Annotated in this window: 26 protein-coding genes; 13 read left to right on the forward strand and 13 right to left on the reverse strand. The window is 70.4% G+C overall.

Annotation, left to right across the window (positions count from 1 at the left end; translation table 11 throughout):
• Positions 1-52: 52 nt before the first annotated feature.
• Entirely contained in the window at positions 53-592 is a 540-nt protein-coding gene (gene thpR / locus E2L08_RS06525; RefSeq protein WP_133396263.1) for an RNA 2',3'-cyclic phosphodiesterase, read from the forward strand.
• A gap of 103 nt (positions 593-695) precedes the next feature.
• Here thpR and E2L08_RS06530 read toward each other — a convergent pair whose 3' ends face one another.
• Complete coding sequence (locus tag E2L08_RS06530) at positions 696-1,487, reverse strand: MBL fold metallo-hydrolase (RefSeq protein WP_133396264.1); 792 nt, start codon at positions 1,485-1,487, stop codon at positions 696-698.
• A gap of 146 nt (positions 1,488-1,633) precedes the next feature.
• Here E2L08_RS06530 and E2L08_RS06535 point away from each other — a divergent pair, with 146 nt between their 5' ends.
• On the forward strand, positions 1,634-2,215 hold the full coding sequence (locus E2L08_RS06535; protein ID WP_133396265.1) for an exopolysaccharide biosynthesis protein: 582 nt from the start codon (positions 1,634-1,636) through the stop codon (positions 2,213-2,215).
• Positions 2,216-2,221: 6 nt separating this feature from the next.
• Here the strand turns inward: E2L08_RS06535 and E2L08_RS06540 are convergent, their stop codons facing one another.
• The gene (locus E2L08_RS06540) at positions 2,222-2,803 is read right to left on the reverse strand and encodes a L,D-transpeptidase (protein ID WP_133396266.1); all 582 of its coding nucleotides are present in this window, start codon (positions 2,801-2,803) and stop codon (positions 2,222-2,224) included.
• A gap of 235 nt (positions 2,804-3,038) precedes the next feature.
• Between E2L08_RS06540 and purF the strand changes: the two genes are divergently transcribed.
• Positions 3,039-4,517, forward strand: coding sequence for an amidophosphoribosyltransferase (gene purF / locus E2L08_RS06545; RefSeq protein ID WP_133396267.1), 1,479 nt, complete (start codon positions 3,039-3,041; stop codon positions 4,515-4,517).
• Between the two features lie 60 nt (positions 4,518-4,577).
• Here the strand turns inward: purF and E2L08_RS06550 are convergent, their stop codons facing one another.
• On the reverse strand, positions 4,578-5,156 hold the full coding sequence (locus E2L08_RS06550) for a biotin transporter BioY (RefSeq protein WP_133396268.1): 579 nt from the start codon (positions 5,154-5,156) through the stop codon (positions 4,578-4,580).
• Positions 5,157-5,254: 98 nt separating this feature from the next.
• Here E2L08_RS06550 and E2L08_RS06555 point away from each other — a divergent pair, with 98 nt between their 5' ends.
• The 4 genes from E2L08_RS06555 to E2L08_RS06570 all read left to right on the forward strand — a co-directional run bounded on the left by E2L08_RS06555 (position 5,255) and on the right by E2L08_RS06570 (position 8,788).
• Positions 5,255-5,896, forward strand: a complete 642-nt coding sequence (locus E2L08_RS06555; protein WP_133396269.1) for an SDR family NAD(P)-dependent oxidoreductase — start codon at positions 5,255-5,257, stop codon at positions 5,894-5,896.
• Positions 5,897-6,022: 126 nt separating this feature from the next.
• Entirely contained in the window at positions 6,023-6,805 is a 783-nt protein-coding gene (gene surE, locus E2L08_RS06560) for a 5'/3'-nucleotidase SurE (RefSeq protein ID WP_133396270.1), read from the forward strand.
• Positions 6,806-6,825: 20 nt separating this feature from the next.
• Positions 6,826-7,443, forward strand: coding sequence for a protein-L-isoaspartate(D-aspartate) O-methyltransferase (locus tag E2L08_RS06565; RefSeq protein ID WP_133396340.1), 618 nt, complete (start codon positions 6,826-6,828; stop codon positions 7,441-7,443).
• A gap of 91 nt (positions 7,444-7,534) precedes the next feature.
• Positions 7,535-8,788 carry a peptidoglycan DD-metalloendopeptidase family protein gene (locus tag E2L08_RS06570; protein WP_338069518.1) on the forward strand — a complete coding sequence of 418 codons (1,254 nt, stop codon included), beginning with the start codon at positions 7,535-7,537 and terminating at the stop codon, positions 8,786-8,788.
• A gap of 10 nt (positions 8,789-8,798) precedes the next feature.
• Here the strand turns inward: E2L08_RS06570 and E2L08_RS06575 are convergent, their stop codons facing one another.
• Genes E2L08_RS06575 through E2L08_RS06590 form a run of 4 tightly spaced genes read right to left on the reverse strand, consistent with a single transcriptional unit; the run spans position 8,799 to position 11,340 of the window.
• Complete coding sequence (locus tag E2L08_RS06575; protein WP_133396271.1) at positions 8,799-9,638, reverse strand: ATP-binding protein; 840 nt, start codon at positions 9,636-9,638, stop codon at positions 8,799-8,801.
• Positions 9,635-10,546 (reverse strand): twin-arginine translocase subunit TatC, encoded by a 912-nt coding sequence (gene tatC, locus E2L08_RS06580; RefSeq protein ID WP_133396272.1) that lies wholly within the window; start codon positions 10,544-10,546, stop codon positions 9,635-9,637. The genes E2L08_RS06575 and tatC overlap by 4 nt, the downstream gene beginning before the upstream one ends.
• Positions 10,543-11,073 carry a Sec-independent protein translocase protein TatB gene (gene tatB / locus E2L08_RS06585; protein WP_133396273.1) on the reverse strand — a complete coding sequence of 177 codons (531 nt, stop codon included), beginning with the start codon at positions 11,071-11,073 and terminating at the stop codon, positions 10,543-10,545. Before tatB ends, tatC begins: the two co-directional genes overlap by 4 nt.
• A 27-nt stretch (positions 11,074-11,100) precedes the next feature.
• A complete protein-coding gene (locus tag E2L08_RS06590) occupies positions 11,101-11,340 on the reverse strand; it encodes a twin-arginine translocase TatA/TatE family subunit (RefSeq protein WP_133396274.1) in 240 nt (79 codons plus the stop codon).
• A gap of 285 nt (positions 11,341-11,625) precedes the next feature.
• Here E2L08_RS06590 and E2L08_RS06595 point away from each other — a divergent pair, with 285 nt between their 5' ends.
• Positions 11,626-12,111: a flavin reductase family protein gene (locus E2L08_RS06595; RefSeq protein WP_133396275.1), complete on the forward strand. Its 486-nt coding sequence runs from the start codon at positions 11,626-11,628 to the stop codon at positions 12,109-12,111.
• Positions 12,112-12,116: 5 nt separating this feature from the next.
• On the opposite strand, the gene E2L08_RS06600 is transcribed toward E2L08_RS06595, so the two are convergent.
• A complete protein-coding gene (locus E2L08_RS06600) occupies positions 12,117-12,572 on the reverse strand; it encodes a phosphate-starvation-inducible PsiE family protein (RefSeq protein WP_168771069.1) in 456 nt (151 codons plus the stop codon).
• Positions 12,573-12,692: 120 nt separating this feature from the next.
• Here E2L08_RS06600 and E2L08_RS06605 point away from each other — a divergent pair, with 120 nt between their 5' ends.
• Complete coding sequence (locus E2L08_RS06605) at positions 12,693-13,946, forward strand: aspartate kinase (protein WP_133396277.1); 1,254 nt, start codon at positions 12,693-12,695, stop codon at positions 13,944-13,946.
• A gap of 91 nt (positions 13,947-14,037) precedes the next feature.
• A complete protein-coding gene (gene ptsP, locus E2L08_RS06610; protein WP_133396278.1) occupies positions 14,038-16,296 on the forward strand; it encodes a phosphoenolpyruvate--protein phosphotransferase in 2,259 nt (752 codons plus the stop codon).
• Positions 16,297-16,365: 69 nt separating this feature from the next.
• Here the strand turns inward: ptsP and E2L08_RS06615 are convergent, their stop codons facing one another.
• Positions 16,366-17,124 carry an EcsC family protein gene (locus tag E2L08_RS06615; RefSeq protein WP_133396342.1) on the reverse strand — a complete coding sequence of 253 codons (759 nt, stop codon included), beginning with the start codon at positions 17,122-17,124 and terminating at the stop codon, positions 16,366-16,368.
• Between the two features lie 81 nt (positions 17,125-17,205).
• Positions 17,206-17,685, reverse strand: a complete 480-nt coding sequence (locus E2L08_RS06620) for a GNAT family N-acetyltransferase (protein WP_133396279.1) — start codon at positions 17,683-17,685, stop codon at positions 17,206-17,208.
• 125 nt (positions 17,686-17,810) lie between these two features.
• On the opposite strand from E2L08_RS06620, the gene E2L08_RS06625 reads away from it, so the two are divergent.
• Positions 17,811-18,416: a flavin reductase family protein gene (locus E2L08_RS06625; RefSeq protein WP_133396280.1), complete on the forward strand. Its 606-nt coding sequence runs from the start codon at positions 17,811-17,813 to the stop codon at positions 18,414-18,416.
• An 88-nt stretch (positions 18,417-18,504) separates the two neighbouring features.
• Here the strand turns inward: E2L08_RS06625 and rpmB are convergent, their stop codons facing one another.
• Positions 18,505-18,792, reverse strand: a complete 288-nt coding sequence (gene rpmB, locus E2L08_RS06630; RefSeq protein ID WP_133396281.1) for a 50S ribosomal protein L28 — start codon at positions 18,790-18,792, stop codon at positions 18,505-18,507.
• A gap of 105 nt (positions 18,793-18,897) precedes the next feature.
• Positions 18,898-19,902 carry a methylmalonyl Co-A mutase-associated GTPase MeaB gene (gene meaB / locus E2L08_RS06635; RefSeq protein WP_133396282.1) on the reverse strand — a complete coding sequence of 335 codons (1,005 nt, stop codon included), beginning with the start codon at positions 19,900-19,902 and terminating at the stop codon, positions 18,898-18,900.
• Between the two features lie 58 nt (positions 19,903-19,960).
• Between meaB and hrpB the strand changes: the two genes are divergently transcribed.
• Both hrpB and E2L08_RS06645 read left to right on the forward strand, forming a co-directional pair.
• Positions 19,961-22,354, forward strand: a complete 2,394-nt coding sequence (hrpB, locus tag E2L08_RS06640) for an ATP-dependent helicase HrpB (protein ID WP_133396283.1) — start codon at positions 19,961-19,963, stop codon at positions 22,352-22,354.
• A 4-nt stretch (positions 22,355-22,358) separates the two neighbouring features.
• Positions 22,359-22,562 carry a hypothetical protein gene (locus E2L08_RS06645; protein ID WP_133396284.1) on the forward strand — a complete coding sequence of 68 codons (204 nt, stop codon included), beginning with the start codon at positions 22,359-22,361 and terminating at the stop codon, positions 22,560-22,562.
• Positions 22,563-22,566: 4 nt separating this feature from the next.
• Here the strand turns inward: E2L08_RS06645 and E2L08_RS06650 are convergent, their stop codons facing one another.
• Entirely contained in the window at positions 22,567-23,340 is a 774-nt protein-coding gene (locus tag E2L08_RS06650) for an ion transporter (protein ID WP_133396285.1), read from the reverse strand.
• Positions 23,341-23,434: the final 94 nt, after the last annotated feature.

A 23,434-nucleotide genomic window follows, 5' to 3' on the forward strand; every position in this document is an offset into this window, starting at 1 on the left:
GCTAGGCTCTGCTCCCTGCCCGCTTGGCGGCAGGCCCATCGGCCGAGGTTTCATGCGCACCTTCATCGCCCTGGAGTTGCCCGACGCGACGCGGGACGCCCTGTCGCGGCTGCAGGACAGGCTGCGCGCCGGGCGGCAGATCGACGAGGACGACCTGCATGTCACGCTGAGCTTTCTGGGCGAGGTGGACCTGCCGCGGCTGACCGATCTCGACCTCGATCTGCAAGCCTTGCGCGTGCCCCACCCCGCGGTCGAGATCGCGGGGCTTGCGACATTCGGCACCGATCCGCCGCGATCGGTTCACGCCGCGGTGCGCGCGACCCCGGAGCTCGTGCATCTCCAGGCCAAGGTCGCGGCCGTGGTGCGGCGCGCCGGCATCGCGCTGCCGCATCGCCGTTTCGTGCCGCATGTGACGCTGGCGCGGTTTTCGCGCAGCGCACCGCCCGAAGAGCTTGCCCGGCTGGGGCGGTTTCTTTCGGCGCATGGGGATTTCCGGCTCGACCCCGTCATGGTGCCCGAAATCACGCTCTTCCGCTCGCGGCTGGATGCCGATGGCGCGATCTACGAGGTGCTCGAGCGTTATCCGATCTGACGCCGCGCCGCCCGGCCGGGGCATGGGGGGCGTCTGCCCCCCGGCGCGCGGTCCGCGCGCCTCCCCCCGAGGATATTTGACCGGAGGAAAATGCCCCGAGCGCCTAGCCTTCGAGCCCGCCGGGATACCATTCGCCCATCCGCACCTCGGTCTCGGCATCCGCCTCGCCCAAGAGCCGCGCGAATTCGGCGGGATCCTGCGTGCCGCCGTCGCGGCCGCGGTAGTGATAGGGATAGACGTAATCGGGCTGGAAGGCGGCCACGGCATCGGCGGCCTGTTCGGCATCCATGGTGAAGGGCAGGTTCATCGACACGAAAGCGATGTGGATATCCTCGAGCGCGCGCATCTCGGGCGTGCCTTCGGTGTCGCCCGAGATATAGACCCGGCGTCCGCCGATGGTCAGCACATAGCCGTTGTCGCGGCCCTCGGGGTGGAAATCGAGCCGCCCCTCGGTGAGATTGTAGGCCGGCACCGCCTCGATGGGCAGGCCCAGCATCTCGGTGGTGCCGCCATTGGCGATCTTGACGGCCTGCGCCTTGAGCTCTTGCGGGAGCATGTCGTAGACGGCCGGGTTGGCGAGGATCTGGGTCCGCATCTCGGTCAGCGCCTGAAGCGTGTCGACCGCGTAATGGTCGCCATGCTCATGCGTGATGAGGATCAGGTCGGGCGCGGGGAAATCGTCATAGGCCGAGGGCTCGCCCACCGGATCGACATAGATCGTGCCCGCCGGCGTCTCGAGCACGAGGCTCGCGTGGCTGACGGGATGCACGACGATCTCGCCGCCATCGACCGGGTAGCGGTCGGCCTCGCCCGCGGCGCGGGCGGCAAAGGGCAGGACGGTGACGGCGCCGAGCGTGGCGGCGCCCGTGGCCAGGAAGGTGCGGCGGGTGGTCATCTGGTCGCTCCTGTTGAGGCCCCGTTCGGGGCGGTCCGCCCCGCGACATAGGGCGCGGGGCCGCGCCGGCATCCGCGGCCGCCATCGGAACGTCCGGCGTCGGCGATCATTGGCCTTTCGTGACGAAGCACAGGCCCGGAGAGCGCATGGCCCAGGACATATCGGACATTCTCGACGATCTCGACGAGCTGGCCGGCCAGGAATCCGAGGTCTCCCTCGGGGATGTGGTCGAGCGGATCGGCCCGCGCGGTCCGGGCGTGATGCTTTTCCTGCCGGGTGCGTTGGGCGCGACGCCCGTGGGCGGCATCCCCGGCATGCCCAGCGTGATCGGGCTGTTCGTCGCGATGCTGTCGGTGCAGATCCTGATCGGGCGCAATCACCTGTGGCTGCCGGGCTTTCTGCGGCGGCGGTCGGTCGGCGACGATCGGCTGAGGGGCTCGGTGGCGCGGCTGCGCAAGCCCGCGGGCTGGATCGACCGCCATTTCGGCCAGCGGCTGGAATGGGCGGCGGGCGAGGTGGCGCGCCGCGTCGTGGCGGGGATCTGCCTCGTGCTGGCCGCGACGCTGCCCCCGCTCGAGGTGGTGCCCTTTGCGGCGCTGGCGCCTTTCGCGGCCATCGGGCTCAACGGGTTGGCGCTGACCCTGCGCGACGGGCTTTTGACGCTGGCGGGCGTCGCCGCCAGCCTCGCCGCGCTGTGGTCGATATGGGCCGTGCTGCCCTTTGGCTGAGCGCCGTCAGACCAGCCGGACCTGCGCGCCCACCGGCGTGATCTCGTAGATCTGGGCGATCAGCTCGTTATAGGTGCCGATGCAGCCCGAGGACGAGCGGCGCCCGATCTTGCGCGTGTCCTGCGTGCCGTGGATCAGGTAGGCGGGCCAGCTCAGATACATGGCATGGGTGCCCAGCGGGTTGAGCGGATCGCCCCCCTCGACCACGCGCGGCAGGGTCGGGTCGCGCTCGAGCATCGAGGCGGTCGGCCGCCACGTGGGCGCCACGGCCTTGCGCACGACCTCGGTATAGCCGCGACGGGTCAGTTCCTCGGTCATCGGCACCGAGGTCGGGTACATGCGGTAATCGCTGCCGTCGGCGCTCCACCAATGCAGGGCGCGGCCCTGGGTATCGGCGACCAGCGTGACGCGGCCGAGCTGTTCGAAGTGATCTTCCCAACGCTGCATCTTGAACGCCGACATGTTGCGCCGCGCGATGTTGCCCGACAGCGACTGCGCGCTGACGATGCCAGGGGCCGCCAGCGCGAAGGCGCCCGCCCCCAGAAGCAGTCCGCGGCGTCCGATCCCGCGGTTGGTCCGATCCGTCATGGGTAATCACTCCTCGTTCACTGCGGCGGCATCCTGCCGATCGCATCGTCTCTAACCGCCGAGATAGCGTTCCACCAACGCCCTGCGCGCTCACATCCGCGCGAGCCGCGGAAAAGCGCCGATCCGGCCACAGCGCGCGCGCCTGCCCCCACGACAAATTGCACGGCCTTCGGGGCTGACTCCGGGCGCGATCCGGCCTACTGCACCTTAACGTCCCGCCAACGGAGCGCCGTCGATGCCCGCCTCCTTTCCACTCCATCCCTTCGCCTCGCGCGACGATGACGATGCGTTGCACGAGGAATGCGGCGTGTTCGGCGTCACCGGCATGGCCGAGGCCGCGAATTTCGTGGCGCTCGGGCTGCATGCGCTGCAACATCGCGGCCAGGAGGCCGGCGGCATCGTCAGCCACGATCTCGCCCACGGGTTCAACTCGGCCCGGCGTTTCGGCTACGTGCGCGACAATTTCACCAAGCAATCGCTGATGGATACGCTGCCGGGGTCGCTGGCCATCGGGCATGTGCGCTATTCCACGGCCGGGTCCAAGGGCCATGCCCAGATCCGCGACGTGCAGCCCTTTTTCGGCGAGTTCTCGATGGGCGGCGCGGCCATCGCGCATAACGGCAACATCGTGAACGCCGAGGCTCTGCGCCGCGAGCTGATCGCGGCGGGCTCGATCTTCCAGAGCTCCAGCGACAGCGAATGCATCATCCACCTGATGGCGCGATCGCTGCAACGGCGCGTGGTCGAACGGATGCAGGATGCGCTGCGCCGGGTCGACGGGGCCTTTTCCATCGTGGCCATGACCCGCACCAAGCTGATCGGCGTGCGCGATCCGCTGGGCGTGCGGCCGCTGGTGCTGGGCCGGCTGGGCGATGGCTGGGCGCTGAGTTCCGAGACCTGCGCGCTCGACATCATCGGGGCCGAGTTCGTGCGCGAGATCGAGCCGGGCGAGATGGTGGTGATCGAGGATGGCGAGGTGCTGTCGCACCGCCCTTTCGCCCCGCAAAAGCCGCGGTTCTGCATCTTCGAGCACGTCTATTTCTCGCGCCCCGATTCGATCCTCGGCGGGCGGTCGGTCTACGAGACGCGGCGCCAGATCGGGGTGGAGCTTGCCCGCGAGGCCCCGGTCGAGGCCGACCTCGTCTGCCCGGTGCCCGATAGCGGCACGCCCGCGGCCATCGGCTACGGGCAGGAATCGGGCATTCCCTATGCCATGGGGATCATCCGCAACCAGTATATGGGGCGTACCTTCATCGAGCCGACCGAGCAGATCCGCAACATGGGCGTGCGGCTCAAGCTCAACGTCAATCGCGCGCTGATCCGGGGCAAGCGCATCGTGCTGGTCGACGATTCGGTGGTGCGGGGCACGACCTCGATCAAGATCCGCGAGATGCTGCTCGATGCGGGCGCGGCGGCGGTGCATTTCCGCATCGCGAGCCCGCCGACCGCCTGGCCCTGTTTCTACGGCGTCGACACCCCCGAGCGCGAGAAGCTACTGGCCGCCAGCATGTCCGAGGACGAGATGTGCGCCCATCTGGGCGTCGATTCGCTGCGCTTCATCTCGCTCGACGGGCTCTATCGCGCGGTGGGCGAGGCCACGGGCCGCGACAACGCCTCGCCGCAATATTGCGATGCCTGTTTCTCGGGCGACTACCCGGTGGCACCCTCGGACCGGATCGCGCAGGGCTTCCGCCTGAAGGAAGCCGCCGAGTAACGCGGCCCGCGAAACGCGAACGCCGCCCCGAGGGGCGGCGCCGCACGGCCTTTCGACGCGTCAGCGGCGGAGGGCGCTGCGCCCGCCCGCCACGATCAGCACGGCCAGCACGGCCTTGACCGCGTCACCCAGCAGGAAAGGCGCCATCCAGCCTGACCAGAGCGCGCCGGCCTGGGTCGAGGCCCAGCCCGCGTCGATCCCCAGCCCCGAGGCCACCGCATAGGGCCATGCCAGCCCCGGCAGATACAGCGCCGCCGCCGCACCCACCGATGCCGCCAGCATCCCCGCAAGGCCCGCGCGCGCGCCGAGAGCCGCGATGTAGGCCATCGCGACGAAGCCCAGCAGGAACCCGCCGGTCGGCCCCGCCATGTATGCCAGCCCGCTCGCGCCATTGGCAAAGACGGGAAGGCCCGCGGCCCCCTGCGCGAGATATGCGGCCAGCGTGGCCGCGCCGAGGCGGGGGCCCATCGACAGGCCCACCACGAGGATCGCGAGCCCCTGCAGCGTCATCGGCACCGGCCACATCGGGATGCTGACCTGAGCGGCCAGCGCGATCAGCACGGTTCCCGCGAGAACCATTGCGCCCTGCTGCCAGAGCGCGCGGTCGCCGGGGCGAAGAAGGGGGGTGTCGTGGGTCATCTCTCACTCCTTGGGGAAGGCTGTCTCGTTGTTTCGCCCCGCGCCTCCGAGGTCAAGCGCCCTTGCCATTCGGGCCGCGCGGACGCATGACGCGCGCCATGACGAAACTCGCTCTCATCACCGGCGCCTCGCGCGGTCTCGGCGCCGCGATGGCCGAGGCGCTCGCGCCCGACTGGCACATCGTCGCGGTCGCCCGCACCACCGGCGCGCTCGAGGAACTCGACGACCGCATCCAGGCGGCGGGCGGATCGGCGACGCTTGCGCCCATGGACGTGACCGACGCGGACGCGATGGCGCATCTGTGCCGCGGCATCCACGACCGCTGGGGCCATCTCGACCTGTGGATGCACACCGCGATCCATGCCGCCCCCCTCGCGCCCGCGGCCCATGTCGCGGCCAAGGACTGGGACAAGAGCATCGCGGTCAACGCCACGGCCACGGCGACGCTCATCCGCATGGTCGAGCCGCTGCTGCGGGCCGCGCCCGAGGGCCGCGCGGTGTTCTTCGACGACGACCGCGCGGGCGCCAAGTTCTTCGGCAGCTACGGGGCCAGCAAGGCCGCGCAGATGGCCATCGCGCGCTCCTGGGCGGCCGAGACGGCGACCACGGGGCCGCGCGTGTCGATCCTCGCGCCCGCCCCGATGCCGACCGCGACCCGCGCGCGGTTCTTTCCCGGCGAGGATCGCGCGCCGCTCGCCTCCCCCGCCGACGAGGCGGCGCGGCTGCTGGCGCTGCTCTGAGCGGGGTTTCTCTGTTTCCCTAAATACTCACTGACCGCCCGCCGCGGGCGCAGCGCGCGCCCTTTGCTTGCCGCCCGTTCGCCCCTCGCCTAACAGGGGCGGGAAACTCGAGAACGGGGCCGTGACGTGCGCATACTCATCACCAATGACGACGGCATCAACGCGCCGGGCCTGACCGTGCTGACCGAGATCGCGCAGGCCGTGGCCGGGCCCGCGGGCGAGGTCTGGACCATCGCGCCCGCCTTCGAGCAATCGGGCGTCGGGCACTGCATCTCCTATACCCGGCCGACGATGGTGGCCGAGCTGGCACCGCGCCGCTACGCGGTCGAGGGCTCGCCGGCCGATTGCGTGCTGGCCGCGGTCCACGACATCATGCCCGAACGACCCGACCTCGTGCTGTCGGGTGTCAATCGCGGCAACAACGCGGCCGAGAACGTGCTCTATTCCGGCACGATCGGCGGCGCGATGGAGGCGGCGCTCCAGGGTCTGCCCGCCATCGCGCTCAGCCAGTATATCGGCCCCGACAATGTCGCGCTCGAGGACATGTTCGACAGCGCGCGCGGGATCGGCGCCGACACGGTGCGCACCCTTCTCAACGGGGCCGAGTGGGACAGCGCCGATTACCGGTTGTTCTACAACGTCAACTTTCCGCCCTGCCCGGCCGCGGCGGTCAAGGGCCTGCGCGTCACCGCCCAGGGGTGGCGGTCCGAGACCGATCACCGCGTGATGCCGCATGTCTCGCCCTCGGGGCGGCGGTTCCTCTACGTCACGGGCGGGCCGCAGAACGTTCCGACCGCGCCCGGCACCGATGTCGCCGCCAATCTCGAGGGTCACGTCTCGGTGACGCCGATGCGCGCCGACCTTACCGCGCATGACCTGATCGCCCCCCTGCGGGAGCGGCTGGAGTGAGCTTCGGCCCGGACGAACGGATGCAGCTCCTCTTTGCGCTGCGCTCGCGCGGGGTGACGGATGGCGCGGTGCTCGACGCGATGGAGCGGGTGGATCGCGGGCTCTTTGTGCGCGGGATATTCGCCGAACGCGCCTACGAGGACACGCCCCTGCCCATCGCCTGCGGGCAGACGATCTCGCAGCCCTCGGTCGTGGGGATGATGACGCAGGCGCTCGAGGTGGGGCCGCGCGACAAGGTGCTCGAGATCGGGACCGGCTCGGGCTACCAGGCCGCGATCCTCGGCCATCTCGCAAGGCGGGTCTATACCATCGACCGCCATCGCAGGCTGGCGATGGATGCGCGGCGGGTGATCGAATCCACCGGCGCGACGAATATCACCGTGATCTGCGCCGACGGCACGCTGGGCCTGCCCGAACAGGCGCCCTTCGACCGTATCCTCGTCACCGCAGCCGCCGAAGACCCGCCCGGCCCCCTATTGGCCGAATTGCGCGTGGGGGGTATCATGGTCGTGCCGGTGGGCCAGTCCGACACGGTCCAGACATTGCTCAAGGTCACGCGCACCGAGGACGGGTTCGACTACCAGGTGATGCGCCCGGTTCGCTTCGTGCCCCTGCTCGAGGGGCTGGGACAGGAATGACGACCGGGGGCCTGCGCAGGACCGGGCCCGCGAACCGCAAGGCGGCAGGGGTCCGGCAAGAGGCCCCGCGCAAGACACGAGGGACGAGCCGATGACGATGCAGGACCCCATCCGCGACGCGCGGCACGGCAGAGGATCGGCGCGCATGGCCCGCGCGGGCACGCTGGCGCTGGTACTGGGTGCGCTTTCGGCCTGCGGGTCGGGGGGCGGGTTCGACATCGACCTGCGCGACCGGCTCGGCAATGCCTTCGACACCTCGCCCGCGGTGGGGCGGGCGGTGGCGCCGCGGCCCGCGGCAGACGATCGCGGGATCATCTCATACCCGAATTACCAGGTGGCCGTGGCCCGGCGCGGCGATACCGTCGCGCAGGTGGCCGCGCGGATCGGCCTGCCCGCCGATGAGCTCGCCCGCCATAACGGGATGCCCGCCGATCTGACGCTGCGCCAGGGCGAGATCATCGCCCTGCCCCGCCGCGTGGCCGAACCCTCGCCCGCGACGGGCGCGCCGACCGCCGGGCCGATCCGGCCGGGTGCCGCCGGTCTTGCCGCGCCGGGGACGGTGGCGACCACCTCGCTCGAGGATCGCGCGCAGGCGGCCATCGCGCGCTCGGGCACGACGCCCGCGCCCACGCCCGCCGCCGCCCCCGCCGCGCCGCCGGCGGCCTCGGGCCGAGAGCCCGAGCGGCACCGCGTCGCGCGCGGCGAAACCGCCTATTCCATCGCGCGTCGCTATGACGTGCCGGTGCGCGCGCTGGCCGAGTGGAACGGGCTCGGCACCGATCTGGGCGTGCGCGAGGGGCAGTTCCTGCTGATCCCCGTCGCCGCCCCCGCCCCGGCCGCCGCCACCGAGACCCAGCCGGGACAGGGCACCGTGGCGCCGCCCCCGCCGTCGGCCGCGACCCCGCTGCCCGAGCGGAACGAGACACAGGCCCCGCCCGAGACGCCCGAGCCCGCCGCCATGGCCGCCGAGACCACGACCGCCAGCCGCGCCGACGAGGCCCGGCTGATCTATCCCGTGACCGGCTCGATCATCCGCGCCTATGCCAAGGGGCGCAATGACGGCATCGACATCAAGGCCCCCGCCGGAACCGAGGTGAAGGCTGCCGATAGCGGCACGGTCGCCGCGATCACGCGCGATACCGACCAGGTGCCGATCCTCGTGCTGCGCCATTCGGACAATATCCTGACCGTCTATGCCGGCGTGACCGATGTGACGGTGGCCAAGGGCGACAGTGTCAGGCGCGGGCAGACCGTCGCGCGGATCCGACCCGGCAACCCTCCCTTCCTGCATTTCGAGGTGCGCGAAGGCTTCGACAGCGTCGATCCGGCCGGATACCTGCCCTGAGCGCCAACGCTCAGCCCAGCCGGACGCCCTCGCGCCCGGCGAGATCGGTAAAGAACTGCCACGCCACGCGGCCGGACCGCGCGCCGCGGGTGGCCTGCCACTCGATCGCCTCGGCGCGCAGGCGCTCGGCCGGGATCGACAGGCCCGCCGCCGAGCAATAGCCCTCGATCATGGCGAGGTAATCGTCCTGCGTGCAGGAGTGAAAGCCGAGCCACAGCCCGAAACGGTCCGACAATGACACCTTTTCCTCGACCGCCTCGGAGGGGTTGATCGCCGACGAGCGTTCGTTCTCGATCATGTCGCGCGGCATCAGGTGGCGGCGGTTCGAGGTCGCGTAGAACAGCACGTTCTCGGGCCGCCCCGCGATCCCGCCGTCGAGAACCGCCTTGAGCGATTTGTAATGCTGGTCGTCATGGCCAAAGCTCAGGTCGTCGCAGAACAGAAGGAACCGCGTCTCGGGGGCCGCGCGCAGCAACGTCAGAAGCCGCCCGACGCTGGGTAGGTCCTCGCGCTGAAGCTCGACGATTCTGAGCGGGGCGTCGCGCGACACCTCGGCATGGACCGCCTTGACGAGGCTCGACTTGCCCATGCCGCGCGCACCCCAGAGCAGCGCGTTGTTGGCGGGCAGGCCGCGGGCGAATTGCCGCGTATTGGCCAGAAGCGTGTCGCGCGCCCGGTCGATGCCCACCAGACGCTCCAGATCGACCCGCGCCACCCGCTCGACCGGGATCAGCGTATCGGGCTCGGTCTGCCACAGCCACGCATCGGCCTGGGCGAAATCGGGGGCCGGCGCTGGCGGCGGAGCCAACCGTTCGAGCGCCGCGGCGATGCGGATCAGCGGATCGGTCACGGGCGCTTGGTCTCGTCCTCGGGCTCGGCATCGTCGAGTTCGGGGTCGTCATCGTCGTCGAGGTCGTAAAGCTCTTCGTCCTCGCCGAGGATGCCCTCGGCCCGGAGGCGGGCGAGGCGTTTCCGCTCGACCCGGCGGACGAGCAGGATCGACACCTCGTAAAGCCCGTAGACCACGACAAAGAGGATGATCTGCGTGATCACGTCGGGCGGCGTGACGACGGCCGCGAGGATCAGGATGCCGACCATCGCGTATTTGCGCACCTCGCCCAGGCCCCGCGCGCTGACCAGCCCCGCCTGCCCCAGCAGCGTGAGAAGCACGGGAAGCTGGAAACACAGCCCGAAGGCCACGATGAACTTGATCGTGAGGTTGAGATATTCCTGCGCCGAGCCCTGGAAGACGACCGAAAGCGGGGCGCCGACATCCGGTGACACCACGGCCTCGCCCTCGGCGCCGAACTGCTGGAACCCGAGGAAGAAATCATAGGCCAGCGGCGTCACGACGTAGAAGGCAAAGGACGCGCCGAGCACGAACATGAAGGGCGACGAGATCAGGAAGGGCAGCATCGCGCCCTTTTCCGACTTGTAGAGCCCCGGCGCGACAAAGCGCCACAACTGCGAGGCGATCACCGGAAAGGCGAGGAACAGCCCGCCCAGCAGCGACACCTTGACCGCGACGAAAAAACCTTCTTGCGGCGAGATGAAGATCAGGTCGCAATCCTGCCCGCGCGCGGCCAGCACCTCGCACAAGGGGCGGGTCAGGAAGTTGAAGATCGGGGTGGCGACGGTGAAACAGATCACCATCCCCACGATGAAGGCGAGGACCGAGCGGATCAGCCGGGTGCGCAGTTCGGCCAGGTGCTCGATCAGCGGGGCCGAGCTGTCTTCGATCTCGTCGGGCGCGCTCATTCGCGCGGCTCCGGCGTGGTCGCGGCGGGCTCGGGGGTCGGCGCAGGCTCGGGCGTTGCACCGGGCGTCTCGGCCTTGGCGGCCTTGGCGGCCTCGGCGTCGCGGCGGGCCTGCGCACGGGCGGCGGCGGCCTCGCGGATGCGCTCGGCCTGGGCGGCGCGCTCTTCGGTCAGGGCCTGGGTGGCAGGCCCCTTGGCGCGGGCCGCGTCAGGACGTTTCGCGGCGTGGCCGGTGGTCTTGCCGGCGCGGTCGGGATCCCAGCTGCGCAGGTCCTTGGTCGCCTCGTCCAGCCGGTCGAGCCCGAGTTTCTTGGGGTTGCTCCAGCCCTTGAGGTCCGAGCGCATGTCCTTGACGCCGGCCTCGTCGGCGGCATCCTCCATCGCGCGCTGGAACTCGCGGGCCATGCCGCGCATCTTGCCCATGGTGCGCCCGAGCGTGCGGAACATGCCCGGCAGATCTTTCGGCCCGACGACGATCAACGCCACGATGCCGATGACCATCAGTTCGGTCATCCCGATATCGAACATTTGGCCCGCCTCCGCGGCTTGGGGCGATCAGCTCTTGTTCGTCTCTTTCTCGGACGTGTGGACGGCCGGGCTTTCGACGTCCTGCGACTCGATCCGCTTGGTCGTCTCGGGCTCGTCTTCCTTGGAGCCTTCGCCGACGCCCTTCTTGAAGGCGGTGATGCCCTTGCCGACCTCGCCCATCAGCGACGAGATCTTGCCCCGGCCGAACAGCACCAGCACCACGATGGCGATGAGCAACAGGCCGGGAAGACCGATATTGTTGAGCATGTTATTCTCCTCGATCGCGGCGGCGCGGCGCCCTCGGCCCCGACCGTCGCCTTTGTCGCCCCCGATGTAGTGGATCGCGCCCCCGAGGTGAAGCGCAATCGGGTCACGTTTGGGCGCGCGACCGTCAGGCGGGGGGTTGAAACCCGGACGATCCGCATACTCTTAGGCGCTTGCGATGGGAACCGGGACGGGGAACGGGATGAGGCGTATTGGGCTCATGGGCGGAACGGAACCGCACCGGATGCGATGCCGTGCGGGACGCGTGAAATCCGGGCGCGCGGCATCATGAGCAACATGTCGCCCTTCACCCCGCGCGAGCTGCGCGACGCGCTGGGACGCTTTGCCACCGGGGTCACGGTCATCACCACCCGCGCCGAGACCGGCCCGCTGGGGATCACCGCCAACAGCTTTGCCTCGGTCTCGCTCGACCCGCCGCTGGTGCTGTGGATGCCGGCCAAGTCCTCGGGCCGCTACGCGCCGTTCACCCGCGCGCAACGCTTTGCCATCCACGTCATGGCGGCCGATCAGCACGAGATCTCGGACGGGTTCGTGCGCGAGGGCAACATCTTCGACCGGCTCGACGTGACATGGGCCGAGGACGGGACGCCGCTCTTGCGCGACTGCCTCGCACGGTTCCATTGCGAAAGGTGGGCCGTGCATGACGCGGGCGACCATGCGATCGTGCTGGGGCGCGTCATGGATGCCGTTCATCGCGACGGCGACCCGCTGGTGTTCTCTTCGGGCCGCTACGGCAGCTTTTCGGGGGATTGAGCCGCTCAGCCCGGCTTGCGCTCGTGGCGCGCGATCCAGTGGATCGCGACCAGCGCGCCGGCCAGCGCCACCACCGCGCCGCCGATGCCCAGCAGAAAGAACCCCGTGGCCTGGTCCATCTCGATGACGATGAGCTTGCGCACCACCGCCAGCATCCCGATGGTCACGACGGTGCGCACCTGCGCCAGCCCGTGATCGCCCGCGACCATCTGGCCGATGGAATGGGCAAGCTCGAGCGCGATGACGGCGGCGAGCACCCGGTCGAACAGGATCTGGAACTGCGGATAGTCGAGCGTCGCATCCGTCGCCACGGTGATCTCGACCAGCGTGACGAGAAAGCTCCAGACCGCGAGCAGGACGACCGCCACCATCCCCACGAGGATGACCGCTGACACCGCCCGCGACACATGGGCATAGATGCGCAGGGTCCGGCTGGGGCTGTCGGTCGAGATATGTTCCATCGGCATCTCCCTGCCGCAGGACCTAGTCCGGGATGCCGCGGGGGAAATGGCGGGCCTTGCGCGCGGTGGGCGCGCTCCATACAGAAGCGCCGGAACCGCGAGCGAGCAGGAAAGGCCGGCATGTCGCGTCTGGTGATGAAATTCGGGGGCACCTCGGTCGCGACGCTCGACCGCATCCGGCGCGCGGCCAAGCGCGTCGGGCGCGAGGTGGCCAACGGGCACGAGGTGATCGTGATCGTCTCGGCGATGGCCGGCAAGACGAACGAGCTCGTCGGCTGGGTGAACGAGACCTCGCCCTTTTACGATGCGCGCGAATACGATGCCGTCGTGAGCTCGGGCGAGAACGTGACCGCCGGGCTCATGGCGCTGACGCTTCAGGAAATGGACGTGCCGGCGCGGTCGTGGCAGGGCTGGCAGGTGCCGGTTCAGACGACGGGCGCGCACGGCGCCGCCCGGATCGAGGCGATCCCGACCGCCAATCTCGACGCGCGGTTCGCCGACGGCATGAAGGTCGCGGTGATCGCGGGCTTTCAGGGGATCAGCCCCGAGGGGCGGATCACCACGCTGGGCCGCGGCGGGTCCGACACCACCGCCGTCGCCTTTGCCGCCGCCTTCGACGCGGTGCGCTGCGATATCTATACCGATGTCGACGGGGTCTATACCACCGATCCGCGCATCACCTCCAAGGCGCGCAAGCTCGACCGGATCGCCTTCGAGGAGATGCTCGAACTGGCGTCGCTGGGGGCCAAGGTGCTCCAGACCCGCTCGGTCGAGCTGGCGATGCGCTATGGCGTCAAGCTGCGGGTGCTCAGCTCTTTCGACGAATACGACGAGACCGCGGGCACGCTGGTCTGCCAGGAGGACGAGATCGTGGAAAATAACGTGGTGAGCGGCGTCGCCTATTCGCGCGACGAGGCCAAGATGACCCTGCTCAACGTCGACGACAAGCCCGGCATCGCCGCCGCGATCTTCGGACCGCTGGCCGAGGCGGGCGTCAATGTCGACATGATCGTGCAGAACATTTCCGAAGGCGGGCAGACGGACATGACGTTCTCCTGCCCCATCGACCAGGTCAAGCGCGCCACCCAGGCCATGGAGGGCGCCAAGGCGTCGGGCGGCATCGCCTATACCGACCTCGTCGCCGATACCGAGGTCGCCAAGGTGTCGGTCGTGGGCATCGGGATGCGGTCCCATACCGGCGTCGCGGCCCACATGTTCAAGGCGCTGCGCGACGAGAACGTGAACATCAAGGTCATCACCACCTCCGAGATCAAGATCTCGGTGCTGATCGACCGCAAGTACATGGAGCTTGCCGTGCAGGCGCTGCACGACACCTTCGGGCTCGAGAAACTGGGCGGCGGGCTCGAATCCTGAGCCGGGCCGGGCGCGCGCGGGCGCAGCTCCGGCCTTGCTCCGCGCCACGCCGCGCCGCAACCTACACCCCAGCACGAACGGGACGGGCCGGATGCCGAACACTTCCGACAGCGCGAGCCGAAAGCTGCTCCAGCGGCTGCGCCAGGCGCTGGCCGAGGACAGCGCGGGCCAGGCGCGGCTCGACAGCATCACCACGATCATCGCGCAGCAGATGGAGACCGAGGTCTGCTCGATCTACCTGTTCCGCGACCCCGAGACGCTCGAACTCTGCGCGACCGAGGGGCTGAACAAGGAAGCCGTACACAAGACGCGCCTGCGCCTCGGCGAGGGGCTGGTGGGCCGCGTCGCGCGGCTGGGGCGCAACATCAACGCCGCCGACGCGCCGTCGGTGCGCGGGTTCCGCTACATGCCCGAAACCGGCGAAGAGGCGTATTCCTCGTTCCTCGGCATCCCGATCCAGCGGCTGGGCGACCGGTTGGGCGTGCTTGTGGTGCAATCGCGCGAGGCGCGCAGCTATTCCGACGACGAGGTCTATGCGCTCGAGGTCGTGGCGATGGTGCTGGCCGAGATGACCGAGCTCGGCGCCTTTGTCGGCGAGGGCAGCGCCCTGTCGGCCCGCCACCAGCACGCCGTGCTGGTCCGCGGCACCGTCGGGCAGGAGGGATCGGCCGAGGGCCATGTCTGGCTGCACGAGCCCCGCGTCGTCGTCACCAACCCCATCGCCGAGGATATCGACGCCGAGATCGTCCGCCTGACCGAGGCCGTCGAGACGCTGCGCGTTTCGGTCGACGACCTGCTCGACGGCGAGGGCATGGGCGACGGCGACCAGCGCGAAGTGCTCGAGACCTATCGCATGTTCGCCCATTCGCGCGGCTGGCTGCGTCGCATGTGCGAGGACATCAAGCGCGGGCTGTCGGCCGAGGCCGCCGTCGAGAAAGAGCAATCCATCGCCCGCCAGCGGCTCGAGAACGCGCCCGATGCCTATATGCGCGAACGGCTGACCGATCTCGACGACCTGTCGCGGCGCCTGCTGCGCATCCTGACCGGACAGGGTCAGGAAACCGGCGCCACAATGCCCGAGGATCCCATCCTGATCGCGCGCGATATCGGGCCGGGCGAGCTGCTGGAATACGGCCGCAAGCTGAAAGGCGTCGTGCTCGAAAACGGATCGGTGGGCAGCCATGCGGCCATCGTCGCCCGCGCGCTGGCGATCCCGCTGGTGATCCACGCCCGCGGCGTGTTGACCGAGGCGCTGAACGGCGATCCGATCCTCGTCGACGGCGAACACGGCGTCGTCCACCTGCGCCCCGAAGACACCGTCTGGGCCGCCTTCCGCGACAAGATGGCGATGCAGGCCGAGGCGCAGAAACGCTATGCCAACCTGCGCGACCTGCCCGCCGAAACGACCTGCGGCACCGTCATCGGGTTGTCGATGAACGCGGGGCTCATGGCCGATCTGCCCAGCCTCGCGGGGTCGGGCGCCGACGGGGTCGGGCTGTTCCGCACCGAGTTGCAGTTCCTCGCCAACGCCAACGTGCCCCGCCGCGGCGACCTGGCCGGGCTTTACGCGCGCGTCATGCAGGCCGCACAGGGCAAGCCGGTGGTGTTTCGCACGCTCGATATCGGCTCCGACAAGGTGCTGCCCTACATGCGGAGGCCGGAAGAGCCGAACCCCGCGCTCGGCTGGCGCGCGATCCGCGTCGCGCTCGACCGGCCGGGGGTGATGCGGATGCAGCTTCAGGCGCTGATCCGCGCCGCGGCGGGGCGGCCGCTGCACATCATGTTCCCCTTCATCGCGCAGCTCGACGAGTTCCGGAACGCCCGCGCCCTGCTCGACGCCGAGATCGAGCGCGAGGACAAGCTGGGCCATGCGCTGCCCGCCGAGCTGCGCGTGGGCGCCATGCTCGAGACGCCCTCCATGGCCTTCGCGCCTCGCAAGTTCTTCGAGCTGGCGGATTTCATCTCGATCGGGGGCAACGACCTCAAGCAGTTCTTCTTTGCCGCCGACCGCGAGAACGAGCTGGTGCGCCGCCGCTACGACACGCTCAACACGAGCTTTCTGACGCTGATCGAGATGATCGTGAACCGCTGCAGTGATACCGGCACGCCGCTGAGTTTCTGCGGAGAGGATGCCGGCCGCCCGATCGAAGCGCTGTGCCTGAGCGCGATGGGCCTGCGCGCCCTGTCGATGCGCCCGGCCTCGATCGGGCCGGTCAAGCACCTGATCCGCCGCGTCGACCTAAGCGAGATCCGGCAGGCCATCCTCGACGCGCGCGACCGCGGCGACCAGAGCGTGCGCGGGGCGGTCAATGCCTGCCTCGCCGACATGCTGAACAACCGCCGCGCCTGACGCGCCGCCTATGGGCGATCCGCCTGGGGGAAGCCGGTCTCAGCCGATCCGCTTGGGGTAAAGCCTGTCTTACGCGATCCGCTTGGGAGGATCGACACGCAGCCGGAACTCCCGCAGCAGCGTCTCGACCGGCACGCCGCTGTCGCGGGCCAGCGCACGCAGGCCGAAATAGACGCGGGCCATTTCCTGGTAATAGCTGGTGAAAGCATAGTTCGTCGCCGCCCCGGCCGCGGCGCCGATCAGCGGCACCGCCTGCGCGGCGAGCTTCTGCCCCAGCACCGTGGCCAGCCGCGGCGCGACCTTCGAGATCACCCCGTGCACCGCCGGGCCCGACAGCGCGACGCGCGTCGACAGGAACGCCATGTCGGTGCCGTCGTCGCGCGCCAGCGGCCCGGCCGCGGCAAAGACCTGCAGGCATTGCGCGCGCACCTTGGGATCGCCCGGGTCGAAATCGAGATCGGCCGCAATCCCCTGGATCGCGCGCAGCAGCACCGTCGTCGTGACCGGCAGTTCGGCCAACGCCGTCGGCAGGCCCCCCGCCCCGCCCGCGGCGCCCATCGCGGTCGTGACCACCCGGTTCAGCCAGTCGGGGCGATCGGCGATCCGGCCGCGGCTGGCCTGCGCCGCGTTCAGCGCGATCTCGAGCGCGCGCCGCGTCGCCCCGTCAAGCCCGCGCCGCACCGGCATCGGCAGTCGCGCCAGCAGATCCTCGGCCTGCCCGCCCAGCATCGACAGCACCTGCATCCCCAAACCGTCGGCGGCATGAAACCGCAGCGCCAGCGCGTCGAGCGCAGCCGAGGTCTCGGGGGAAAGATCGTCCTCGGCCATGGCCGGGGCGGTGTCGTCGGGGCGGGATTGCGTCGATCTGGTCATGCGCAACAGATGGGGTGCCGCGCGGCGACTGCAAGTTCAGATCGCGCGCGTCACCTCTCCGCCGATCCCGTCCCAGGCACCGGGCCTCAGCGCCAGTCCCAGCACGCGGTCGGGATTGGTCGGCGGCGGCATCCGCACGTCGTCCAGCCGCGCGAAACCGAACCGCCCGTAATAGGGCGCGTCGCCCACCAGCATCACGCGCGCATGGCCCGCCCGCGCCGCGCGCCCGAGGCTTTCGCGGATCACGAGCCCGCCCAGCCCCTCGCCCTGGCGCGTGGGATGCACCGCGACCGGCCCCAGCAACAGTGCCGAATGCCCGCCGACGCGCACCGGCCAATAGCGGATCGCCGCGCCCAACGCGTATTCGTCCCGCGCGACGAGGCACAGATCCGCCTCGGGGGCGACGCCCTCGCGCAGCCGGTACGAGGACAGCGCCTCGCGGCCCGGCGCGAAACTGAGGTCGAACAGGGCCTCGACCTCGAGGCTGTCCCGCGGTGTTTCCGGCGCGATGTCGATGACGGCCCCCGTCGTTCAGGCATGGCGGCGCGGCCGCGGGCGGGCCGGCGCTCATGGACTGGCGCGGCGCCTATCACGCGGCTAGACCTGCCGCAAACCCGCATGAACGCCCCTCGGAGGTCGCGATGTTCTACCGCCCCCAAGACGGCCATCCGCTGCCGCACGACCCCTTCGGCGCCATCGTCGCGCCGCGCCCGATCGGGTGGATCTCGACCCGCGGGGCGGACGGGTCCGAGAACCTCGCGCCCTATTCCTTCTTCAACGCCGTGGCCTATCGCCCGCCTCAGGTGATGTTCGCCTCGACCTCGGCCAAGCGCGACCGCGGCGACACCAAGGACAGCGTCGCCAATATCCGCGAAACGGGGGTGTTCTGCTGCAACGTCGTCTCGAGCGCGCTGGCCGAGGCGATGAACGCGACCTCCGGCGCCTTGCCGCGCGACGTGGACGAGTTCGCCCATGCCGGGCTGGAGCGCGCGCCCTGCGAAACCGTCGCCTGTTCGCGCGTCGCATCGGTGCCGGCGGCGCTGGAATGCCGGCTGGTGCAGATCGTCCGCCTCGAAGGCGCGGCGAATTTCCTTGTGATCGGAGAGGTCACGGGCGTGCATCTGGACGACGCCATGATACGCGACGGCCTGCTCGACGTGACCGCCTATCGGCCGGTCGCGCGGCTCGGATACCGCGATTACGCCCGCGTCGAAGAGCTGTTCGAAATGGCGCGCCCCAAGGGCTGAGGCCGGGTAGGGGCGCACTGGCCAGAGACGCGAAAACGCCCCGAACAGCGGTCCGGGGCGCCTGCAACTCCGTCGAACGGTCGGGCGATCAGGCCTGAAGCTGGACCTTGGCGATCTCGCGCTTGACGCGCAGGGCGTTGGGGGACAGCTCGGCATCCTTGGCCTTGGCCAGGTAGCCGTCGAGCCCGCCGCGGTGATCGACCGTGCGCAGCGCCGCCGCCGAAATCCTGAGCTTGACCGTCCGGCCCAGCGTTTCCGACATGAGCGACACGTCGTTCAGGTTGGGCAGGAAACGACGCTTGGTCTTGTTGTTGGCATGGCTGACGTTGAAGCCCGTCATCGGGCCCTTGCCGGTCAATTCGCAAACGCGCGACATGATGTCTTCCTCGTCTTCGGGTCGGGTCCGGGCACGATCTGGGGCGCGCCGGCGGACGTGACTGTATCTCGGGTTGGCGTCGCGTAGTGGATCGCCCGGCCGAGGTCAAGCACCTTCGCCCCCCGTCCCCGCCGCGCCGAGGATCGCGCGCAGGATCTCGTCGGCGGCCGCCGCCGGCGCGACCTGCCCCGCCGCGACCGACCGGCCCAGCGCCGCCATCCGGTCGCGGGTGCCCGGATCGGCCGTGAGATGGCGCAGCAATCCCTGCCGCACCGCATCCTCGAAGGCATGGCGGTTCTGCGCCGCCCGCGTCGCGGCGAACCGCCCCGAGGCCCGGCGATGCGCCGCAAGCGCGGCCATCGCGTCCCAGGCCGCGGCCATCCCCGTCGCATCCAGCGCCGACACGGCGAGGGCTGCGGGATATCCGTCGGGGTCGCCCGCCCGGCGCCGCAAGAGCCGCAGCGCGCCCTGGTACTCGGCGCGCGTCGCTTCGGCCTGGCGGCGCATGTCGCCATCGGCCTTGTTGACGAGGATCAGGTCCGCGATCTCCATGATGCCGCGCTTGACGCCCTGAAGCTCGTCGCCCCCGCCCGGCGCCAGCAGCAGCACGAAGATATCGGTCATCTGCGCCACCAGCGTCTCGGACTGGCCCACGCCCACAGTCTCGACCACGATCAGGTCGAACCCGGCCGCCTCGCACAGGGCAATGACCTCGCGCGTGCGGCGCGCGACGCCGCCGAGCTCGGTCTGCGAGGGCGAGGGCCGGATGAAGGCCGCCGGCGCGCGGGCCAGCCGCTCCATCCGGGTCTTGTCGCCCAGGATCGAGCCGCCGCTGCGCGCCGAGGACGGATCGACCGCCAGAACCGCGACCCTGTGCCCCTCGGCCACGCGGTCCAGCCCGAACCGTTCGATAAAGGTAGATTTCCCGACCCCCGGCGTGCCCGACAACCCCAGCCGCAGCGTGTCGCGGGACGGGTCGGCCACGGCCCCGAGCAATCGCGCCGCCCGCGCGCGGTGATCGGGCCGCGCCGATTCGACCAGCGTGATCGCGCGGGCCAGCGCCCGCCTGTCGCCCCCCAGGAGCCCCGCCTGCAATTCCGCGTCGGTCATGGCACCGTTCTTTCGCGCGGGTCTGGGCTTGTCCAGTGCGCCGCGCTAGGCGGGTGGGATGGAACTGCCCATCGACGAGGTGCTGGACGATCTGCGCGAGGCGCTCGCGCGCGCGGGCCGCGCGGTGTTGCAGGCGCCTCCCGGCGCGGGCAAGACGACCCGCGTGCCGCTGGCGATCCTCGACATGGTGCCGGGCCGGATCGTGATGCTCGAGCCGCGGCGCCTTGCCGCGCGGGCGGCCGCGCATCGCATGGCCGAGACGCTGGGCGAGGCGGTTGGCGGCACCGTGGGCTATCGGATGCGCGGCGAGACCTGCATCGGCCCCGACACGCGGATCGAGGTCATCACCGAAGGCATCCTCACGAGAATGCTGCAATCGGATCCCGCGCTGGACGGGATCGGCTGCGTCATCTTCGACGAGTTCCACGAACGCTCTCTCAATGCCGATCTCGCGCTTGCCCTGACGTGGGAGGCGCGGCAGGCCCTGCGCGACGATCTCGGGGTCATCGTGATGTCGGCCACGCTGGATGCGGCCCCGGTCGCCGCCTTGCTCGACGCGGCCCCGGTCGTGACCAGCGCGGGGCGCAGCTTTCCGGTCGAGAATCGGTGGATCGACCGCGCCGTCGCCCCGCGCGACCGCGCCGCCGCCATGGCCGCGCTGATCCGGCAGGTGCTCGAGGACGAGACCGGCGGCGTGCTGTGTTTCCTGCCCGGCGCACCCGAGATCCACCGCGTCGCCGCCCTGCTGGCCGGCGAGACGCGCGCCGAGATCCGCCCGCTTTACGGTACGCTGCCCTTTGCCGATCAGCGCCGGGCGATCGCGCCGTCGCCGGGGCGCAAGGTGGTACTGGCGACCTCCATCGCCGAGACCTCGCTCACCATCGAGGATGTGCGCATCGTCATCGACATGGGTCTGGCCCGGCGGGCGCGGTTCGACCCCGGATCGGGCATGTCGCGCCTGCTGACCGAACGCGTCAGTCGGGCCGAAGCGGCGCAGCGGGCGGGGCGCGCCGGGCGGGTGGCGCCCGGCATCGCGTGGAAGCTCTGGACCCGCGGCGAGGACGGCGCCCTGCCCGCCTTTCCTCCGCCCGAGATCGAGGCCGCCGACCTCGCCCCGCTCGCGCTCGAGCTTGCGCTGTGGGGCGCGGCCGATGCCGGGGCGCTGCCCTTCCTCACCCCGCCGCCCGCCCCCGCTTTGGCCGAGGCGCGCGCGCTGCTCGACGACCTCGGCGCGCTGCGCGACGGGCGCATCACCGATCACGGGCGGGCGCTGGCGGCGATGCCGCTCCACCCGAGGCTTGCGCATATGCAGGCCATCGCCGGGCGCGGCGCCGCCCCCCTGGCCGCCATCCTGTCCGATCGCAACCCGCTGCGCGACCGCGGTGCGGACCTGGCGCTGCGGCTGCGCGCGCTGGACGATCCGGGGGCCTTCGGCATGGCCCGCGCCACGGCCGAGCGGTTGCGGACCGAGGCGCGGCGGCTGGCGAAACTCGCCCCGGCCGTGCCCAAGCGGGACGCGCTGTCGCCCGCGCAGGCCGTCGCGCTGGCCTATCCCGACCGGATCGGTCTGCGGCGCGCGGGCGAGGCGCCGCGCTGGCTGCTGTCGGGCGGCAAGGGCGCGCGGATGGACGACGCCGACCCGCTGGCCGGTCAACGCCTGCTGGTGGTCAGCGATACCGACGGCAACCCGCGCGAGGCCCGGATCCGCCAGGCCATCGCCATCTCGGACGCCGAGTTGCGCGCCGTGCTGGGCGACCGGATCGCGACGGTCGAGACCTGCGCCTGGTCGCGCCGCACGGGCCGGGTCGAGGCGCGGCGGCAGGACCGGCTCGGGGCCATCGCGCTCGACGACCGCGCCTGGACCGACGCCCCGCCCGAGGCGCTGGCCCGCGCCATGCTGGACGGCGTGCGCGAGCTCGGGCTCGTCCCTTCGGCGGCGGCGCGGCGGTTCCTGTCGCGCGTCCGTTTGCTGGGGCTGTTCGACACCGGTGAAACCGCCCTGCTCGACACGGCCGAAGACTGGCTGCTGCCCTATCTCGGCGGGGTGCGCAGCGCCGCCGATTGGCGGCGGTTCGACCTTTTGCCGCCGCTTCAGGCCCGGCTCGACTGGGCTGCGCGCCAAAGGCTGGATGAAGAGGTGCCCCCCGCGCTCATCACGCCCCTCGGCCGGGCGGTGCCCATCGATTACGACGGCGACGCCCCCGAGGTGGCGCTGCGCGTGCAGGAACTCTATGGCATGACGCGGCACCCCCTTGTCGCGGGGCGGCCGCTCAAGCTCACGCTCTTGTCGCCGGCGGGGCGGCCCGTGCAGGTGACGATGGATCTGCCCGGCTTCTGGGCCGGAAGCTGGGCCGACGTGCGCAAGGACATGCGCGCGCGCTATCCCAAACATCCCTGGCCCGAGGACCCGACCGTGGCCGCGCCGACCCTCAGGACGAAACGAAAGGACTAGCCCCATGACCCTCTTGGAACAGGTCGCCGACGAGCTTGCGCGCGAAACGATCCGCCTGATCGAGGCCGGTGCCGACGAGACGCTCGTCGCCCGCGTGGCCGAGGCCATCGTCAATGCCAGCCAGACCATGGAAGAGGCATACCTGACCGCGGTGCGCGTGCGCCGGGCCGAGGCGCGCGCCCGCGCGGTGCTGGCCGCCGCGGGCTGAGCCGTCAGCCGCGGTCGTCGAGCTTGCGCTCGATCGCGTCGAGCCGCGCCATCACCCCGTCGCGATAGGCATCGCGGCTTTCCACGTCCTCGGCCTCGTGCGCATCCTGCATCGAGTTCACGATCAGGCCCACGATCAGGTTCACCACGGCGAAGGTCGTGATCATGATGAACGGCACGAAGAACGCCCAGGCATAGGGAAACCGCTCCATCACCGGGCGGACGATGCCCATGGACCACGATTCCAGCGTCATGATCTGGAACAGCGTGTAGGCCGACCGGCCGAGCCCGCCGAACCATTCGGGAAAGGCCGCGCCAAAGAGCTTGGTGGCCATGACGGCGCCGATATAGAAGATCAGCGTCATCAGCAGGAACACGCTCGCCATGCCGGGCAGCGCGGTCAGCAACCCCTCGACCACGCGGCGCAGTTGCGGCGCGACCGAGATCACGCGCAGCGCCCGCAGGATGCGCAGCGCGCGCAGCACCGACACCCCTTCGGAGGCGGGCAAGAGCGCGATGGCCACCACGAAGAAATCGAACAGGTTCCAGCCGGATCGAAAGAAGCGCGGCCCGAACGCCACCAGCTTGAGCGCGATCTCGGCCACGAAGATCGTCAGGCACAGCATGTCGACCGCGCGCACCAGCCCGCCGAATCGCGACATGATCGCGGTCGAGGTCTCCATCCCCAGGGTGATCGCGTTCACCACGATGACCGCGATGATCGCGTTCTGCACCCTGGGGCTGGTCAGCCAGGCGCCAAGGCGGGCACGGGCGGTCATGGCAAGCTCCGGTCATGGGTCGCATCCTGAATCGACAATCGCCGCGCCCCCGTCAACGGATCGGATCGCCGGCTTCGACGTCAGGAAACCACGC

The sequence above is a fragment of the Palleronia sediminis genome (assembly GCF_004358695.1).
Lineage (GTDB): Bacteria > Pseudomonadota > Alphaproteobacteria > Rhodobacterales > Rhodobacteraceae > Palleronia > Palleronia sediminis.